General features: G+C 60.9%; 16 protein-coding genes and 1 pseudogene. 15 read left to right on the forward strand and 2 right to left on the reverse strand.

What is annotated here, in order from left to right:
* The first annotated feature begins 56 nt into the window (after nt 1-56).
* Together plsY and dprA are read left to right on the forward strand one after the other, a co-directional pair.
* The gene (gene plsY, locus NKH54_RS12300) at nt 57-662 is read left to right on the forward strand and encodes a glycerol-3-phosphate 1-O-acyltransferase PlsY (protein WP_023696534.1); all 606 of its coding nucleotides are present in this window, start codon (nt 57-59) and stop codon (nt 660-662) included.
* Complete coding sequence (gene dprA / locus NKH54_RS12305) at nt 659-1,786, forward strand: DNA-processing protein DprA (protein WP_023730138.1); 1,128 nt, start codon at nt 659-661, stop codon at nt 1,784-1,786. The genes plsY and dprA overlap by 4 nt, the downstream gene beginning before the upstream one ends.
* 218 nt (nt 1,787-2,004) lie before the next feature.
* Here dprA and NKH54_RS12310 read toward each other — a convergent pair whose 3' ends face one another.
* On the reverse strand, nt 2,005-3,147 hold the full coding sequence (locus NKH54_RS12310) for a hypothetical protein (protein WP_023706211.1): 1,143 nt from the start codon (nt 3,145-3,147) through the stop codon (nt 2,005-2,007).
* Nucleotides 3,148-3,386: 239 nt separating this feature from the next.
* Here NKH54_RS12310 and NKH54_RS12315 point away from each other — a divergent pair, with 239 nt between their 5' ends.
* The 6 genes and pseudogenes from NKH54_RS12315 to NKH54_RS12340 all read left to right on the forward strand — a co-directional run bounded on the left by NKH54_RS12315 (nt 3,387) and on the right by NKH54_RS12340 (nt 9,218).
* On the forward strand, nt 3,387-4,271 hold the full coding sequence (locus NKH54_RS12315) for a dihydrodipicolinate synthase family protein (protein ID WP_023670987.1): 885 nt from the start codon (nt 3,387-3,389) through the stop codon (nt 4,269-4,271).
* Between the two features lie 23 nt (nt 4,272-4,294).
* Nucleotides 4,295-4,954 (forward strand): GntR family transcriptional regulator, encoded by a 660-nt coding sequence (locus NKH54_RS12320; RefSeq protein ID WP_023715830.1) that lies wholly within the window; start codon nt 4,295-4,297, stop codon nt 4,952-4,954.
* A 66-nt stretch (nt 4,955-5,020) separates the two neighbouring features.
* Complete coding sequence (locus NKH54_RS12325) at nt 5,021-6,358, forward strand: ABC transporter substrate-binding protein (RefSeq protein ID WP_023715831.1); 1,338 nt, start codon at nt 5,021-5,023, stop codon at nt 6,356-6,358.
* Nucleotides 6,358-7,296, forward strand: coding sequence for a carbohydrate ABC transporter permease (locus tag NKH54_RS12330; protein ID WP_353028288.1), 939 nt, complete (start codon nt 6,358-6,360; stop codon nt 7,294-7,296). Before NKH54_RS12325 ends, NKH54_RS12330 begins: the two co-directional genes overlap by 1 nt.
* The gene (locus NKH54_RS12335; RefSeq protein ID WP_023700756.1) at nt 7,297-8,118 is read left to right on the forward strand and encodes a carbohydrate ABC transporter permease; all 822 of its coding nucleotides are present in this window, start codon (nt 7,297-7,299) and stop codon (nt 8,116-8,118) included.
* A gap of 39 nt (nt 8,119-8,157) precedes the next feature.
* A pseudogene (locus tag NKH54_RS12340) lies at nt 8,158-9,218 on the forward strand (ABC transporter ATP-binding protein).
* Nucleotides 9,219-9,398: 180 nt separating this feature from the next.
* Here NKH54_RS12340 and NKH54_RS12345 read toward each other — a convergent pair.
* Nucleotides 9,399-10,520 carry a tyrosine-type recombinase/integrase gene (locus tag NKH54_RS12345; RefSeq protein ID WP_353028290.1) on the reverse strand — a complete coding sequence of 374 codons (1,122 nt, stop codon included), beginning with the start codon at nt 10,518-10,520 and terminating at the stop codon, nt 9,399-9,401.
* Between the two features lie 249 nt (nt 10,521-10,769).
* On the opposite strand from NKH54_RS12345, the gene NKH54_RS12350 reads away from it, so the two are divergent.
* From NKH54_RS12350 to NKH54_RS12380, 7 genes are all read left to right on the forward strand, one after another.
* A complete protein-coding gene (locus NKH54_RS12350; RefSeq protein ID WP_353028291.1) occupies nt 10,770-10,979 on the forward strand; it encodes a helix-turn-helix transcriptional regulator in 210 nt (69 codons plus the stop codon).
* Nucleotides 10,980-11,050: 71 nt separating this feature from the next.
* A complete protein-coding gene (locus NKH54_RS12355; RefSeq protein WP_353028292.1) occupies nt 11,051-11,308 on the forward strand; it encodes a hypothetical protein in 258 nt (85 codons plus the stop codon).
* Nucleotides 11,289-12,644 (forward strand): AAA family ATPase, encoded by a 1,356-nt coding sequence (locus NKH54_RS12360; protein ID WP_353028293.1) that lies wholly within the window; start codon nt 11,289-11,291, stop codon nt 12,642-12,644. Before NKH54_RS12355 ends, NKH54_RS12360 begins: the two co-directional genes overlap by 20 nt.
* A 173-nt stretch (nt 12,645-12,817) precedes the next feature.
* Complete coding sequence (locus tag NKH54_RS12365) at nt 12,818-13,024, forward strand: hypothetical protein (RefSeq protein WP_353028294.1); 207 nt, start codon at nt 12,818-12,820, stop codon at nt 13,022-13,024.
* 651 nt (nt 13,025-13,675) lie between these two features.
* Nucleotides 13,676-14,782 (forward strand): hypothetical protein, encoded by a 1,107-nt coding sequence (locus NKH54_RS12370; protein ID WP_353028295.1) that lies wholly within the window; start codon nt 13,676-13,678, stop codon nt 14,780-14,782.
* Between the two features lie 188 nt (nt 14,783-14,970).
* Nucleotides 14,971-15,576, forward strand: a complete 606-nt coding sequence (locus NKH54_RS12375; protein ID WP_353028296.1) for a hypothetical protein — start codon at nt 14,971-14,973, stop codon at nt 15,574-15,576.
* Entirely contained in the window at nt 15,566-16,666 is a 1,101-nt protein-coding gene (locus tag NKH54_RS12380; protein WP_353028297.1) for a phage major capsid protein, read from the forward strand. Before NKH54_RS12375 ends, NKH54_RS12380 begins: the two co-directional genes overlap by 11 nt.
* The last annotated feature ends 2 nt before the right edge of the window (nt 16,667-16,668 follow it).

The raw sequence follows: 16,668 nt of genomic DNA on the forward strand, positions 1-16,668 counted from the left end.
AGCGATCGCGCCACGTCGCAGACCGATATGTTGCTGGGGAAATGCGGGGGCAAACAATGAGTTATAACGTTATCCTGGCATTGCTGTTCGGCTATCTCCTCGGCTCGATTCCCTTCGGCCTCTTGATCACCCGCGCGGCCGGCCTCGGCGATGTGCGCAAAATCGGCTCCGGCAATATCGGCGCCACCAACGTTCTGCGCACCGGCAACAAGGGCCTCGCCGCCGCGACGCTGGTGCTCGACGCGTTGAAGGGTACGGCGGCGGTGATGATCGCGCGCCATTTTGGACACGACTACGGACTGTGGGCCGGCCTTGGACTCTGGGCGGGCCTTGGCGCCTTCCTTGGCCATCTGTTTCCGGTCTGGCTCGGTTTCAAGGGCGGAAAGGGCGTGGCGACCTATCTCGGCGTGCTGATCGCGCTCGGCTGGCATGTGGCGCTGATTTTTATCGTCGTCTGGCTGGCGATGGCTTTTCTGTTTCGCTATTCCTCGCTGGCAGCGCTGACGGCGGCGGTCATCGTGCCGATCGCGCTTTATTTCTGGAGCACACCTGAGACCGCCGGGCTGTTCCTGGTGATGAGCCTGATCGTCATCTTCAAACATCGCGCCAACATTTCGCGCCTTCTTGCCGGCACCGAAGGCAAGATCGGAGCCAAGGGTTGAGCAAGCCCGCCGCCGGGCCGCGCCTCAGCGACCGGCAGCGGCTGAGCTGGCTACGGCTGATCCGCACACAAAATGTCGGCCCGGCCTCGTTTCGCGAATTGATCAACCGCTTTGGTTCGGCGGAGGCGGCGTTGGAGATGCTGCCCGAGCTGATGATTTCGGGCGGAGCCAAAAGGATCATGCGCATTCCTTCCGTGGAGGAAGCCGAAGCGGAACTCGACGCAGCCAGTGAAAACGGCGCCCGCTTCGTCGGCATCGGCGAGGCCGACTACCCGCCGATGCTGAAAAACATGGACAATCCGCCGCCACTGATTGCCGTGAAGGGCGAGGCAGCCGTCTTTCGCCTGCCGGCGGTGGCCATCGTCGGCGCCCGCAACGCGTCGCTCGCCGGCATCAAGATGGCGCGCATGCTGGCGGCGGATCTTGGCCGCGACGGCTACGTCATCGTTTCCGGCCTGGCGCGCGGCATCGACACGGCAGCACACCAGGGCAGTCTCTCGACTGGTACAGTGGGTGTGCTGGCCGGTGGGCTCGATGTCCCCTACCCGCCCGAAAATATCGGCTTGTGCGACGACATTGCCGAGCGTGGCGGCGCCGTCATTTCGGAAATGCCGTTCGGCTGGCAGCCGCGGGCGCAGGATTTTCCGCGCCGCAACCGGCTTGTCGCGGGCGCCGCCCTCGGACTGGTGGTGATCGAAGCGGCGCAACGCTCCGGCTCGCTGATCAGCGCGCGCCTGGCCGGCGAGATGGGCCGGCTGGTCTTTGCCGTACCGGGTTCGCCGCTCGATCCGCGCTGCGCCGGCTCCAACGGGCTGCTCAAGGATGGCGCCACCCTGGTCACCGAGGCGGCCGATGTTTCCGGTGCGATCGCACCCTTGGCGGGCACGCGAACGCGAAGCATTGCGCCGCCAGAAAAGGCACCCGATTTTTCGGCAACTCCCCCGCCCGGTGAGGACGAACGCAGCGGCGTGCTCGAAGTGCTGGGCCCAACGCCGGTGGGCGTGGACGAGATCATCCGCCACACCGGCCTCAACGCCGCGCAAGTCTCCATGGTGCTGCTGGAACTCGACCTTGCCGGCCGCATCGAGCGCCATGCCGGCGGCAATGTCTCACTGGTTTCGTGACGTTCCAGCCGATGCGGTCGCACGTCAGCCGCAACTCACGCGTCGAGGGTCACGCCGGCGACGCCAACGCCGGTACAGATACCACCGCAGGGTACTTTCCAGGCGGCTCTCGGAAAAAACACTCCGCCATTCCAGGGCTCTCCGTTGCACTGACGATCACGCTCGCGATGGCATACTCGACAGCTGACGAAAACCGGGCTCGACAGTCTGCGCATCAGTCAGCGGAACAGATACTTCGATACCTCCGGATTGCCACGGCGCCACATCACATTGTCCAGAAAATAATGGTGCACATTGATGAAGATGAGCACGATGAAGAAGAACAGCGATGACCCCAGCACTTGCCTGTCATAGGGAATCAAAGCCGTCAGGGCGGATGGGATCAGCCAGAAGCCGAGATAGCCAAGGGCCGTGCCGCCGACGATGAAGCCGAGGAGCCGAAACCTGTAGAGGGGGCCAAGAAAGGACAGGATTTTCGGCTGCGGATCGCGTTCGGCATCGGAGCTGTCACGCTCAACATTGGTCTGATAGCGCCAGACCACGGCGAGGTACTGCAGCGAGTGGAGCGCCGGCACGATCAGCAGCCAGAGCGGATTTATTCTCACAATCAGGATCCAGAGATAGAGCGACGCGACGTAGGCCACGATGCCGTTATAGGGCAGCTTGCCACCGTTCTTTCGCCAGCGATTGACCAGCATCAAAAGCGTAGCCGCCGTCGAAGCAATGGCTGCCAGCAAGGCGATGTCGGTGATCCAGGAAGGGACCGCGAAGGTGTAATAGTCGAGGCCGTAATATTTGCCCTGGGTGACCGCCGTATTCGTCTGCAGCCACGAAAGGATCCACACGGCATAGGAGTTTACCAGCAGCACCTTCTTGTCGCGATCGTCGAAGAATTTGCGCTTCAGCACCGCGTCCACCATCAGCATGCCGTAGCCCTGCTTGACGTAGTGCCAGCCGACGAAAAAGAACATGGCGTTGGTGGCAAAGCCGAGCAGCCGCGTGTTCGCCGCCACCGCGCCATAGGCAAAGAACCCGGCCATGACCAGGGGCACGACAATGCCCGCGAAGATGTAGCGGAGTTGCAGGCTCCTGTCGTAGCCGTCGCCCGTCACCTTGCGCCCGAAATTGCGATAGAAAAGCTGGTAGGAGTGGGCGAAGTGGGGATAGTTCACGAGATAGGCGACGACGACCATCGTTGCGGCCACCGGCCCCTCATATTCGAGCGGAACGAGAAACAGCACCGGCAGGATGAGAAAGGCGCTGCCGCCCAGCATGAGGAAATCGGCGACCGGGCCGAAGAGGTACTTTTGAGGCGCCGCCGCCTTAGGAGCGACAGCATCCGCCGAAAGCTGAAGTGTCATGTCAGAACCCTCCCCTGGGAAAGGCTGAGTTTAGCCATCGACTGGGATGGGGACAAGGTTGGAGCTGCCGCTCCGCGCCCTAACACTGGGCCATCCTGCTGTTTCGCCAATGGTCTCGATCCGCCATGGGCTTCGAACCCGTGAAGGCCCTCCGCTGTTAAAAAAGCGCACCACCCCAATTTACGACTAACATGTTAGTGTGCTAGCACGGCATACACACCTACTTCGGAGACCTTCCGGTGACATCACGCTTTGGCCTTTCGGCCGCTCTCGCCACGCCTTTCGATGCCCGCGGGCAGATCGCCACCGCTCCCATGATCGCTCAGGCCAAAAGTTGCCTGGCGCAGGGTTGCGGCAGCGTGACGCTTTTCGGCACGACAGGGGAAGGCGCGTCGGTGGGCACGACGGAGCGGCGGTCGGTGACCGAAGCCATGCTGGCTGCTGGAATCTTGCCGCATCAACTCGTTGCCGGCGTGCTGGTCGACGCCGCCGAAGACGCCGCCGAACAGGCACAGCATGCCTTGCAGCGAGGCGCCCGAAACATTCTGCTGGCCCCGCCGAGCTACTTCAAGAATGTCGGCGAGGAGGGCCTTTTCGGCTGGTTCTCCGCCGTCTTTGCCGCGCTCGGCCCCCTCGCCCGTGACGTGCTGCTCTACAACATCCCTTCGGTTACCATGGTGCAGCTTTCGCTTGGCCTGATCGGCCGGTTGCGCACTGCTTTTCCCGACGTGGTCGCCGGGGTCAAGGATTCCGGTGGAAATTGGAGCTACAGCGAGGCGCTGCTTGCCGCCCATGGCGATCTGGTGATCCTGATCGGCGATGAAAGGCATCTGGCGCGTGCGGTGCGACTGGGTGGTCAAGGCGCAATCTCGGGCATGGCCAATTTCGTCCCGGGCGAAATCCGCGCCATGGCCGAGGACGGGCGCGACGATCCTCGCGTCGAGAGTTTTGTGCTCGAATTGCTCAAATATCCGGTCACCCCGGCGGTAAAGGTGATGGTGGCGCGTAAGACCGGCGACGAGCGCTGGCTGGCGGTCCGTCCGCCGCTGGAGCCGATCGCGTCGCAAGGGCAGCAGCAGCTTGCCGCAGCCTATGACAGCTTGTTTGCCAGGGAACCGGCCTGACCGGCAAAGAGAAGCGCGCCGAAATGGAAGACGGCAACGAACCGACCACCCTCAGGGAGAAGGCCTATGCCAGCTTCACGCGGCATTTGCTGGCGCGCGACTTCAAGCCGGGCCAGTTCGTGTCGCAGCGTGAGCTGGTTGCCTTCACCGGACTGCCGCTCGGCGCCATTCGCGAGATCGTGCCGCGTCTCGAGGCGGAAGGACTGCTGACGACCTTCCCGCAGCGCGGCATGCAGATCGCCCATATCGATATCAGCCTGATCCGCGAGGCCTTTCAGTTCCGCCTGTTCATGGAGCGTGAAGCGGTGGCGCTGTTTACGGTCAGCGCCTCCGACGCCGAGCTTGCCCGCTTGCGGCGCGAGCATGAGGACATGCTTGCCCAGGCGCTGGCGCAGACCCCGACGCCGGAGATGGAGGCCAAGGCGCAGACCATCGACTGGGCCATGCACGACACGTTCATCGATGCGCTGGGCAACGAGATCATCGCCAAGGCCTATCTGGTCAATTCGGTGAAGATCCGGCTGATCCACCAGGAGCGGTTCCGTATCGACGGGCGCGTCGTGCCGGTCATGCGCGAGCACCTGGCGGTGATCGATGCGATGCAGAGCCGCGATCCTGGCAAGGCGGTCGAGGCCATTAGCCAGCATATCGACAAGGCGCGCCGGCTGGCGCTGCAAATCTGAGGAAGCATGAGCCGCGCCGCGGTCGCTGCGGCGCAATCGACAACGACAACAACCGGGAGGAAGAAAATGTCGTCCAATCTGTTCAACCCAACCAGGAGGCAACTCCTCCAGGGAACCGCCGCCCTTGCCGCCGCCGGCTTTGCCGGCGTTCGCCCAAGCTTTGCCGCCGGCGTCGACTGGAAGCGCTTTGCGGGAACGACGCTTGACGTCAATCTGGTGAAAAGCCCGCGCAGCGACACGCTGATAAAATACATCGCCGAGTTCGAGGAACTGACCGGGATCAAGGTCAATGCCGAAGCGACGCCGGAACAGCAGCAGCGCCAGAAGACGGTGATCGAACTGAGCTCCGGCAAACCGAGCTTCGACGTCGTGCATCTGAGCTACCACGTGCAGAAGCGGCAGTTCGAAAAGGGCGGCTGGCTGGCCGACATATCAGGCTATCTCGCCGACCCGACCCTGACCGATCCTACGCTGGTGGAAACCGATTTCGCCGATGCCGGCATGCTGTTTGCCAAGGACGGCCAGGGCGTGCTGCGCTCGCTGCCGTTCTCAGTCGACTACTGGATCGTCTACTGGAACAAGGAATTGTTCGAGGCCAAGGGCCTCAAATACCCTGAAACCTTCGAGCAATTGGTGGCGGCCGCCGAAGCGCTGACCGACCCGTCGACCAACACCTACGGCTTTGTCGCCCGCGGCCTCAAGAACGCCAACACGCCGGTGTGGACGTCGCTTATGCTCGGCTACGACATGACGCCGCTCGACGACAAGGGCAAGCTGCGCACGACCTCGCCCGAGGCGGTCGAGGCGGCCAGCCTCTACCAGCGGCTGATGACCAAGTCGGCGCCTCCAGGCGTCACCGGATTCAACTGGGCCGAAGCCCAGTCCGCCTTCCTGCAAGGCAAGATCGGGATGTGGTTCGATGGCGTCGGCTTTGCCCCGCCAATGGAAAATCCGGAAAAGTCACGAGTTGTCGGCAAGGTTGGCTACGGCGTCATGCCCAAGGGGCCTAAGGCGCATGCCGCCGGCACCTTTGGCGACGGCCTCGGCGTGACGGCCGCCAGCGAGAAGAAGGAGGCCGCCTACCTCTTCTGCCAGTGGGCGATTTCGCCCGCGATGGGCGCGCGCCTGCTGCAGGCGGGTGCCGGCGTGCCGTTCCGCAAGTCGGTGCTGGAAAATCCCAAGGTGCGCGAAGGCGTCACCATGCCGGCGAGTTGGCTCGATGCCGTGGTCGGCTCGGGCAATGTCAGCCGGCTGTCGCTGCCGGTCATCATTCCGGTCACCGAGTTCCGCGACATCTATGGCGTGGCGCTGACCAATCTGATCGCCGGCGCCGATCCGGCGGAGGAACTGAAGAAGGCCACCGAGCAGTTCCAGCCGGTGCTCGACCGGAGCGAGCAAGGCTGATGTCCGCCATCACCCCAGAACGCACCGGGGTGACGACGCAAGCCATCGAAGGGAGCCAGACCATCCGGCTGGCTCCCAACTACTGGCCTTTCGTCGTCCCGGCGCTCGTCGTCGTCGGCGCCGTGATCGTCTTTCCCTGGGCCTTCACACTGTGGATGAGCGTCAACCGCTGGACCCTCGGCCAGGCGCGAAGCTTTGCCGGGATGGAAAATTACCTGCGGCTGGCCGTCGACCAACGCTTCTGGGAATCGCTTTTCCATACGCTGACCTACACGGCGCTTTCGGTTGCGGCGCCGATGTTCCTCGGCACTGTCGCGGCGCTGATCTTCGACGCCAATTTTCCGCTGCGCGGCCTGTTGCGCGGCGTCTTCGTCATGCCGATGATGGCAACGCCAGTCGCCGTGGCGCTGGTCTGGACGATGATGTTCCATCCCCAGCTCGGCGTGCTCAACTATCTGTTGTCGCTGGTCGGCATCCCGGCGCAGGAATGGATCTTTAATGCCAGGACGGTCATCCCGTCCCTGGTTGCGGTCGAGACATGGCAGTGGACGCCGCTGGTGATGCTGATCGTGCTGGGCGGCTTGGCCTCCGTGCCGCGCGAGCCCTTCGAGAGCGCCGAGATCGATGGCGCCAACGCCTGGCAGCAATTCCGCTATCTCACCTTGCCGATGATCGCGCCGTTCCTGATGATCGCGATGATCATCCGCACCATCGATGCGCTGAAAAGTTTTGACATCATCTATGCCATGACCCAAGGCGGACCGGGCACGGCCTCGGAAACCATCAACATCTATCTCTACAACACCGCCTTCTCCTACTACGACATCGGCTATGGCTCGGCCATGGCCGTGGTGTTCTTCATCGTCATCGTCGCGCTGTCCTTCATCCTGCTGATGCTGCGCCAGCGCTCCCAATGGATCGGGGTGGAGGGCAAATAGATGAGTTCACGGCTGCTCAACCGGATCGGGCTGTTTTTCGCGGCTCTGGTCTTCGTCTCGCCGGCGATCCTGTTCTTCCTCTGGATGATCTCGCTGTCGCTGAAGTTCGAGATCGACAACGGTGCATACCCGCCGATCCTGATCCCGGAACATCTCGCCTGGTCGAACTATGTGAAGGTATTCGAGGAGAACAATTTCCTGCTCTATTTCTGGAATTCGGTTCTGGTGACGGGCACGGCAACGTTGCTCGCGCTGCTCATCGGCGTGCCGGCCGGCTATGGCATCGCGCGGCTCAAGGCCGAACGCTCGGCGGTGGTCATCATGATCGCCCGCATGACGCCGGGGCTTTCCTATCTCATTCCGCTGTTCCTGCTGTTCCAGTGGGTCGGCATTCTCGGCACGCTGTGGCCGCAGATCATCATCCATCTGGTGGTGACGGTGCCGATCGTGGTCTGGGTGATGATCGGCTATTTCGAGACCACGCCGATGGAGCTGGAAGAAGCGGCCAACATCGATGGCGCCAGTTCCTGGCAGGTGTTCCGGCTGGTCGCCTTGCCCATCGCCAAGCCGGGCATTGTCGTCGCCTTCATCCTGTCGATCATCTTCTCATGGAACAATTTCGTCTTCGGCATTGTGCTCGCCAGCCGCGAGACCCGCACGCTGCCGGTCGCCGTCTACAACATGCTTTCCTACGAGCAGGTGAGCTGGGGTCCGCTCGCCGCCGCAGCACTTGTGGTGACGCTGCCGGTGCTGGTGCTGACCCTGTTCGCGCAAAGGCAGATCGTCGCCGGGCTGACCGCAGGCGCCGTCAAGGGCGGCTGAGGCACGGCCCCGACATCACTCATTTCCGGGAGAAATCCGATGGCATCGGTAACAATCAAGAACGTTCAGAAGGCTTTCGGAGCCGCCAAGATCATCCACGATGTCAGCGTCGACATCGCCGATGGCGAATTCGTCATCCTGGTCGGGCCGTCGGGCTGCGGAAAGTCGACGCTGCTGCGCATGATTGCCGGACTGGAAACGATCTCGGGCGGCAGGATCGCCATTGGCGATCGCCTCGTCAACAATCTCAGGGCGCGCGACCGAAACATCGCCATGGTGTTCCAGAACTACGCGCTCTATCCGCATATGACGGTGGCCGACAATATGGGCTTTGCCCTGAAGATCAAGAAAGCCGATCCGGCCGACACCGCCGGCCGCGTCGGCAGGGCCGCCAGCATTCTCGGCCTGGACAAGCTGCTCGACCGCTATCCGCGTCAGCTTTCCGGCGGCCAGCGCCAGCGCGTCGCCATGGGCCGCGCCATCGTGCGCGACCCGCAGGTGTTCCTGTTCGACGAGCCGCTGTCCAATCTCGACGCCAAATTGCGCGTGCAGATGCGCGGCGAGATCAAGGCGCTGCACCAGCGGCTGGGAACCACCACCATCTACGTTACCCACGACCAGATCGAGGCCATGACCATGGCCGACAAGATCGTCGTGCTGCATGACGGCCTTGTCGAGCAGATCGGCGCGCCGCTCGATCTCTACGATCGCCCGGCCAACCTCTTCGTTGCCGGGTTCATCGGCTCGCCGGCGATGAATTTCATTCGAGGCCATGTCGAGGAAGGTGTTTTCCGCAGCGCCGGTGGACTGATCTTGCCGCTGCCAGAAGGCATCGACCTGACCAACATACCCGGCCGCGACCTCATCTACGGCATCCGCCCCGAACACATCCGAGCGACGACCGCCAAAGGAATCCCCGGCACGATCGTGCTTCTGGAAGCAACGGGTTCGGAAATCTTGCCCGGGTCGACTGCGCCGGAGAAGAAATCTCCTGCCTTTTCCGCGAGCGGCTGGCACTGAAACAGGGCGAGCAGATGCGCATCGAGATCGACCGCGCCTGCGCTCATCTGTTCGACGTCAAGACCGGGCGGCGATTGTAGGGGGCGATGGGGGCTGCTGACAGGGCAACTTCCGCACGAAATATTTCTGGTGAGCGCGTCGGGGTTCGAACCCGAGACCTACTGATTAAAAGGCCGTACCAAACCCACCATTTGTGCGGTTTTTTGGCGATATGCGCCATTCATGCGCCAACAAGATTGGCAAAGCCTCGTTAATCCTCGCTACTTTGAGAACAGCGCCTTAGCTATTTTGTCCATAGCCGCGGCATGATCATCACTAGGAAACAGGTGCCCGTACCGATCCATAGTGATTGCATATGAGGCGTGCCCGGCAAGCGTCTGCACTGCCTTCGGCTGCAGTCCTGCCTCTATCCATGTCGAAACGGCAAAGTGCCTTAAAGCGTGCCAGCCGATGTCTTTGACCTTGGCAGCCTCAATCAGCGGTTTCCATTGGCGCCTCAGAAAATTGGTGTGGCGTGTAAAGCCTCCTCCCGTGTCAGGAAAGACAAAATCGTCGGCGCCATTGTGTGTCGTCTCAGCCTTCCAGCTTCGCAGCGTCGAAACGATCGTTTTTCCTAATGGAACGATGCGCTGTCCTGATTCAGATTTGGTGGTGTCAAACTCTCCGAAAGCGTCAACGCGCTCTTCTACCTTGACCGTTCGAGCTTTCAGGTCGATGTGCCGCCACCGAACCGCCCATTGTTCCGAAGCCCGAAGGCCGGTAGCGGCGGCAAACTGGATCCTCCGCTTCATGTCGGAATCGCCACTTTCCAGAATATCGGCAAGTGCCTTCTTCGACGGCGGCACGACCTTTTCGCTCCCCTGCCCTCGCTTTCCTATTACTCTGACCCCTTTAGCTGCATTAGTCGCGACCCAGTCCTGGCCAACCGCGTACTGTAGTGCGCGCGATAGGCTGCCAATGACGCGCCGCACCGTGACCAGACCAACTTCCGCATCACGCAACTTTTCGACCAGATCGTTGACGGCGCGTGCCGTCAGTTCCGCTAGTTTAGTGTCTCCCAGTTCGGGCTGCGCATGGGTAACCAACTGGCCTTTCGTATTGCGCAGGTACATGGTCGTAACTTGCTCGCCCTTGCCGTGTCGCTTTTCAAGGTGCTTCACGTAGGCGTCGATCGCGTCTTTCACGGTCTTGCTAGCCGCCTCGGCCCGAAAGGCACCCTTGCTGATCTGGCCCTCGACCTTGACGCGCTCGGCGTCGGCTTCGCGTTTCTTGGCAAACTGCTCTTTGTGCCGATCGCCTTTCTTGTCGGTGTAGGCGAGCACCCACGCTTCTCGCTTCTCTCCCTTGCCGGTCGTCCACGTGCGCTTAGTGACAGTCGCCACAATGACCTCCTGATTCCATGGCGCATGAAATAACATGGCGCACGATAAGGGGCAAGAACACAGAGTGGAAAAGCTAGTTAATAACTGGCTGATATTGACAAGGAAGGCGAAAACGCCTATAGGTAGAACACATAGCTTCTCCCGCCAAAATTAACGGCGGCCCTAACCCCTCCTCAATTCTGTATATTTTGGTCCGCTCTTCGGCGTGCGTTATTTTTGACGTCTGAAGGCAATGGAACAGGGGTAACCATGATCCACGAGAACGATAATCAACCTGACTTGCTTATGGGCGCCAGCGCAATTGCAACGGCGCTCGGGATCACTCGTCGCCAGACCTACCGCCTCATCTACGACGATATCCTTCCAACCTTTAAGCTTGGGGGCACGGTATCAGCTCGCCGCTCCTCACTGAGGACATGGCTGAAAGAGCAAGAAGCGAGAGCGGCTAAAGGAGCCTAACCGAGCCCTGCCCTGCCCTACAAATACCACCGCGGAACCAACCGCGGCTCTCCAGACACGGAACCCACCAATTGCAAATCCTCAGTATCAGACCCGAGCCGCCAGGCGCCGGGAGCGTCGTCGCGCGCTTCGACTTAGAGCTATCCGACCAGCTCCGCATGTTCGGCCTGCGGCTTGTCAAAAAACCGGATGGCCATCGAGCCATCTACGCGCCGAACTCTGGCGGCGTGCGCGTCGTGACGTTCGGCGCGACTCTTGTTCAGGAAATTGCCAACGCCGCCGAAGCGGCCATTAGGGGGCTTTTGCCGCATGACCGCACCGAAGCCTGAGACGAAAATTACCAACGTAGATTTGCAGGCCAAGTTCGGGGGCAACTTTGAGAATGGCTGGGTCAAAGGTCTCACCATTCTTGACCAAACAGCGGAAGGCTACACGGTAGACGGCCGGGTATTTCTACAGAGAACTGAAGGTGCATACACCGCGCAGGAACTAAGCGCTTTCGCCAATATGAGCCTTTGTCCTGGCCTACCGCTTCATATCTCGCAAGCTCGAGTCCTGAATGATGACCTTTCGGCTCCAGCACATCCTCAAGCCGCAAACGACAATCTCCCGCTCATCAACCCTGCCGACTGGCACGGCCAGCCAGTCCCGATTCGCGAATGGTTTCTGGACGGACTGATACCGCGTCGCCAGGTCACCATCCTGAACGGCGACGGTGGCGTCGGAAAGTCCTTGCTAGCGTTACAGATTGCGTCAGCGAGCGCGCTAGGCTGCGAGACTTTGGGCCTGCAGCCTCTGGCCGGTCGCGTCATGTATTTGGGCGCGGAAGACGAGGCGGACGAGTTTCATCGGCGCCTAGCAGATATCATGCACGGCCTGCAGCGTGGTTTCTCGGACTTGGCTGACTTCCGACTTGTGCCCATGGCAGGCCGAGACGCCTTGCTTGCCGTTCCGGATAAGGCTGGCGTCATGCAGCCGACGGAAAACATGCTGAAATTGGTGGCGAGCCTAATCGAATTCCGCCCTGGCTTTTTGGTGCTGGACACGTCTGCTGACTTGTTCGGCGGCGATGAGATCAAGCGCAACCACGTGCGCCAATTTATCGGCCTTCTCCGAAAGCCGGCGATCGACCTAGACATGGCAGTGTTGTTGCTCTCACACCCTTCCGTCGCAGGCATGCAGACTGGCACAGGATCTTCCGGCAGCACGGCTTGGAGCAACAGCGTTCGCTCGAGGCTATATCTAACCGCGGCAACCGGAGATGGCGTCGACCCAGACTCCCGCATTCTCACCACCATGAAGGCCAATTACGGCAAGAAGGGTGGAGAGATACGGGTGCGCTGGCAGGAAGGCGCGTTCGTTTTGGACGACGGCAAGCCGTCCCTAATTGCCGGTGTGCTGAACAAGCGGGCCGATGACGCCTTCAAGAAGTTGCTCTCGATTTTCAATCGAACGATTCAGACCGTTTCCGATGTGACCGGCACAAACTATGCGCCCGCGAAGATGGCGAAGCACGCCGATGCCAATGGCGTATCAAAACGGCAGTTTGCCGATGCGATGCAGAGGCTTCTGGAGTCCGGAGAAGTCAAAATCGTTATGGACGGGCCGCCGTCACGACAACGAAAAAAGCTGATTTTGGCATCCGAAGATTACGGAGGGACATGATTCCACCGTGACCTTCCGCCGGGCTACCACCGCCCTACCACCGCGTTCCACCAGCCTAGCCACCACCACCCCTTATACCCCGCTGGCGGTGGAAGCACCTGCCGCCGGTGGAATCCGGCGGGCACTTCAACGCACCAGAACAAGAAACGAGGAGAACACGATGAAAGCACAGCATGACCAACGCAATTTCAATCGCTCCATTCGAAGCCGAGTACCCAATCAAGAAGATGGGAGGCGGCACGAGTTGGTATCCGTGCCGCGTAGTCGGAGTGGTCCATGATGGATCGCATGATCAAGGCCGCTTCGTCATCATCACCGAAGGCGACGACGGCCAGTTGTACGCCAGTTCGGTGCCGTCAGTTCGGCGGGTAGATGAATGAGGGTGGAGAGCAAATGATGTCCCGCACCATCGCGGTCGGCGCCGAAACGGCGCAGGTTCGCAAGCTATCTTGGGCTGAATTCTATCGAATCCTGCCGGACAGGAAGCCCGCGAACGATACCCGTTCGGACTTTGGGGCGAGCCACGGCACGCATGGGGGTAGCCAGACGAGGCCGCACCTTGATTTGCCAGATGGGAACAAGATGCCAATGGCTCCTGCTCAAGCTCGAAAAGGGAGCCGGCTGGCGTCCTCGCCGATCGAAATGCACGGCTAGGCCTTCGTCGACTGCGGCCAATACGGCGCACCGCTCGAGCTGATCGTCGGACATCTCACAATCGGGAACTTTATCTCGCACCCACTGAACGGCAGCAAAGGTTGAAATGATCCGGCCAGGAGCAGAGCAGCCGATATACCCGACGATAGCGTCAGCGACGTCATCGGGAATATGAAAGTTCAAATGGCGCGAGGTGGAAGCTGCGCGGTTTGGCATTTCGCCTTCAGTAAGCCCCACCGGACTGGGACGCCGGGAAAGAAGAATTAGCAACACCTAATGCACGGCGCGAGACGTTATGCACCGTTTTCTTACCCGTCCCGCGCGTTGCGGCTCGGCACTACCGGCTTGGCCGGTTTCTCCCATGGGATGACCACCCAATGAACCATCCAAAAAGAGCAGAAGACTTTGTGAACCTGGCCGCGCGCCGAACGTGGGTGGACAGCCTGCCGGACGACCGTGTGCGCATCACCACCACCCCTACGCAGAAGCGCCTCAAGGCAGCAAACGACAACAAGCGGCTTGCTGCCTTGGATGCTGTGGACGCGCTCCTGGCACCGCACGTGCCCGACTGCCTGCCTGACCCCCTTGAGACACTAGACAAGGAAGCTGTCGGCGCTGGCTGGCGCATGAGGCCCGATATACAGGAGATCCAGCGCGCCATGCTAGGCCCCGTGTTTGTGCGGCTGGGCAAGGGCAAAACGCACGCTGAACGATGGCAGTACCGGACTTGGCACGTTGGCGCGCTTACGTTCACAATGTCTCGCCGCACAGAGCGCGGCCCCGTTCTTGCGCTGGGCAAGGTTGTGACCGGCGACATCATTATCCCGGCCGGCGCAATGATAGCGCGCGGTCTCACTAAAAAAGGCAGAACATTAAAGCCTTCAGAATATCGGACCTACGAAAAGCCGGCCATCAAGGCGACGCGAAGCGCAACTTGCCTAAAGGACTACGTCAAGCTTGCCGGCGCATGGCAGCCGGAGCCTTTCCGCCGGGTGCCGATACAACCGCTGTCGTCTGGTCGCACGCCCTTCTTTTCGGGTGCGAATGATCGCGCCGTTGCTGCATCTGCAGTGCTTGCCGCGGCATACGCCAACACTCCTGTGTTGCCAGCGGTCACCTACCTCCCCACTGCCTACGGCGCTGCCGACGGCTTTACGGGTGGTGTGTCGCGCGTCCACGGCAGTGGATCCAGTCATGACGGACACGCAAAGCGCGCGGCCGACCAGGCTATACGAATGATTGTGCAGAAGTGGCTGGTTGAACATCTCGACAGTTTCGATATGCGCATCCTGTCGCTCGCAACCAGCAGCGCAACCGCGAGCGAAGCCGGCAACGATCTTGGCGTGACACGGCATAGATATGTGCAGGCCGCTAACGACGTCCTGGAGAAAGTGGCGCTGTTGCTGGCAGCATCAACACAACTTGCCACAAATCCGGCTTTAGCTTTGAGGGTAGAGACATCCCCAAACAAGCTTTGCGCATGACGTCTCGTCACCGTCACGCGTAACGCGCTCTTTCGGTCAGTAGCCGAGGGCGCGGTCAATCTGCACCTTTGGGTGCGCCTCCACTTCCCAATCCGACTGTCGGCAACGGCGGTTGTCGATCGACCCCGCGCGCGTCTCGTCGGAGATGTGCGCGGGCTACCGTTTCTCGAGATAATGAAGGATAAAACATGGCCACCGCGAAAGCAGAGGCAAGGCGCCCACCTGCGCAAGAATTCGAAGAAATCCAGCGCAAGGCTGCCGGCTTCAAAGCGCGCGGAAAGGATATTCTCGCTGCCCGGCTCGAGCTTGAGCACCAAGGTATTCGGCCTCAGGAAAAATCGAATTCGGGACCAGATCCCCGCGATCTAGCAGCCTCGATGTTGGACGGTTCCACGGTTCCAGACGATCGCCCTCCAACGCCGGGGGAAGAGCTTTTCAGGCTGATAGTCGAGCAGCGCGCAATCGAGATTGCCGTTGATGCGCTGGCGGAACAGGAAAACCAAGCGCGCCGCATTGCAGCAGCCGAAGCGATTCAGGAAACAGCTGCCGCCTGGCGGGAGATCGTGAGGCGCCGGGCGATGGCAGTGCTCGAGCTCCGCAAGGCTAACCAGGAGGCGGCCGCCTTTAGGGAACATCTGAGGCGCATTGGCGGGAACAATCCCAATTTGATTTGCGATGTCACCAGCGGTCCGCTGTTCGGACCGCCAGTCGTCGGCGACGGTGCGTACACGTTTCTAGAATCCGCCGTTGCGGCGGGAATTATCTCCAAAAAGGAAATTAGCAATGCGGCATGAACTCTTCCACACTGGCGCCCGTGTCCGCGCTTTCGATAACGACGCGGCAGCCCTAAAGGCCGGCATGTTTTTCCGTGCGGCTCTGCACGATGGTGACGAGGTCGCCAAAGCATGGTGCGCGAAAAACGGGGTCGCCATTCAGAAAGCGCAAGGCGCTGGAGTAAGCAAGACGCTGACCTCGCAAGCCGAAGCCAACGGCACATTCGGTGGCTTTTTAGTACCGACTGAAGTTGAGGCCGGGATCATCAAGATCCGCGCGCTGGTCGGAACGTTTCGACGCAACGCCGACATCAAGCGCATGGGCTCGGACACGCGCTCATTCCCGCGGCTCGACACAGGTTTGACGGCTGCCTTCGTCGGCGAAAATGCAGCGATTGCAGAGCAGGACCGCGTTTGGAGTTCCGTGACGCTTAACGCCAAGAAAGCGGCAGCCCTGTCTCGCATTTCCAGCGAACTCGGCGAGGACGAGACGATCGACGTTGGCCAAGACTTCGCCGAGGATGCAGCCTTCGCAATTTCAAAGCTTGAGGATGATTGCGGCTGGAATGGTGACGGCACAGGCGCCTATGGCGGGATTGTCGGGATCTCCACAAAGCTCATCGATGGCAACCACGACGCCGGGAAGATCGTGGCGGCTACCAACAACGACACGTTCGCCGAGCTAACGGCCGCCGACCTGGGCACAGTTATTGCCGCTTGCCCTGAATATGCCTTGGGTAACGCAAAGTGGTACGCGAGTTCATACGCAATCGGCCAGACGTTTGTTCGCCTCGGCGCGACCGTCGTCGGGCTTGAAATGACGCCTACCGGCCCGAAGCCGATCCTGCAGTACGGCTCTTATCTCATCGAAGCCGTGCCCAGCCTGCCAGGCAGCGGCGATCAGTCGGGCAAGGTGATGATTGCCTTCGGCGACCTATCCATGGCGGCAACCCTCGGCGACCGCCGCGGCGTGACCGTGAAAACGACTGAGGAGCGATACCTCGAGTACGACCAAATCGGCTGCCGTGCGACCGCGCGTTTCGACATCAACGTGCACGATCTCGGCAACAACACTGTTGCTGGCCCGCTTGTAGCGCTGGCGGGGAACTAGAG

The organism is Mesorhizobium sp. M1004 (assembly GCF_040318795.1).
Classification (GTDB): Bacteria; Pseudomonadota; Alphaproteobacteria; order Rhizobiales; family Rhizobiaceae; genus Mesorhizobium.

What these genes read in the sequence shown, in the direction of transcription:
- plsY (WP_023696534.1), top strand. Translation starts at nt 57, where the DNA reads ATGAGTTATAACGTTATCCTGGCATTGCTGTTCGGCTATCTCCTCGGC.
- NKH54_RS12310 (WP_023706211.1), bottom strand. Translation starts at nt 3,147, where the DNA reads ATGACACTTCAGCTTTCGGCGGATGCTGTCGCTCCTAAGGCGGCGGCG.
- NKH54_RS12320 (WP_023715830.1), top strand. Translation starts at nt 4,295, where the DNA reads ATGGAAGACGGCAACGAACCGACCACCCTCAGGGAGAAGGCCTATGCC.
- NKH54_RS12325 (WP_023715831.1), top strand. Translation starts at nt 5,021, where the DNA reads ATGTCGTCCAATCTGTTCAACCCAACCAGGAGGCAACTCCTCCAGGGA.
- NKH54_RS12330 (WP_353028288.1), top strand. Translation starts at nt 6,358, where the DNA reads ATGTCCGCCATCACCCCAGAACGCACCGGGGTGACGACGCAAGCCATC.
- NKH54_RS12335 (WP_023700756.1), top strand. Translation starts at nt 7,297, where the DNA reads ATGAGTTCACGGCTGCTCAACCGGATCGGGCTGTTTTTCGCGGCTCTG.
- NKH54_RS12350 (WP_353028291.1), top strand. Translation starts at nt 10,770, where the DNA reads ATGATCCACGAGAACGATAATCAACCTGACTTGCTTATGGGCGCCAGC.
- NKH54_RS12360 (WP_353028293.1), top strand. Translation starts at nt 11,289, where the DNA reads ATGACCGCACCGAAGCCTGAGACGAAAATTACCAACGTAGATTTGCAG.
- NKH54_RS12365 (WP_353028294.1), top strand. Translation starts at nt 12,818, where the DNA reads ATGACCAACGCAATTTCAATCGCTCCATTCGAAGCCGAGTACCCAATC.
- NKH54_RS12370 (WP_353028295.1), top strand. Translation starts at nt 13,676, where the DNA reads ATGAACCATCCAAAAAGAGCAGAAGACTTTGTGAACCTGGCCGCGCGC.
- NKH54_RS12375 (WP_353028296.1), top strand. Translation starts at nt 14,971, where the DNA reads ATGGCCACCGCGAAAGCAGAGGCAAGGCGCCCACCTGCGCAAGAATTC.
- NKH54_RS12380 (WP_353028297.1), top strand. Translation starts at nt 15,566, where the DNA reads ATGCGGCATGAACTCTTCCACACTGGCGCCCGTGTCCGCGCTTTCGAT.